At 51.1% G+C, this 605-nt stretch carries 1 pseudogene; it reads left to right on the top strand.

Going from position 1 to position 605, the window contains the following annotated elements:
* A pseudogene (locus PLA23_RS12865) lies at positions 1-605 on the top strand (anaerobic carbon-monoxide dehydrogenase catalytic subunit); the annotation flags it as partial.

Genomic DNA, 605 nt, shown 5'->3' with positions numbered 1-605 from the left:
GCACAAAAATATCAGTTCAAACTTCTCCCGGTCAGTGATCTGGTCGCTTTTGAAGGTATCAGTGATCGGATCAATTACATCCCGGAAGATGCCCAAAGCCAGGCAGAGTCTATCCTGGAGATGGGAATTTCGAACTTCCCAAAACGGAAGGCACATGTTCACCCCCTCACCGGGCTGCCAGTCCAGGAGGCCATAGTCGGGTTCTCAACGGAGAGTATTATTACCGCCCTAGGAGGATCTCTTGATCCCTTATTGAACGCCATAAAGGATGGAACGATCAAGGGAATAGCCGGGCTTGTCAGCTGTACATCACTGCGGGATAGCGGTCAGGATGTGCATAGCGTCGCTATAGCAAAAGAATTGATAAAACGGGATATTCTCATCCTATCCATGGGCTGTGGGAGTGCTGCTATGGAAGTATCGGGCCTGTGTAATCCAAAATCTGCTGATCTGGCCGGGCCAGGGCTAAAAGCGATTTGTAATGCCCTGAAGATTCCCCCCGTCCTTGCATTTGGAACGTGCACTGATACCGGCAGATGTGCAGATCTCGTGGCAGCAGTATCGGCAGCCCTTGGTGGAATTCCTATTCCGGACCTACCGGTTGT

The organism is Methanospirillum sp. (assembly GCF_035406105.1).
Lineage (GTDB): Archaea > Halobacteriota > Methanomicrobia > Methanomicrobiales > Methanospirillaceae > Methanospirillum.
Note: the sequence above shows the minus strand (reverse complement) of the source record. Positions and strands in the feature narration are given on the sequence as shown.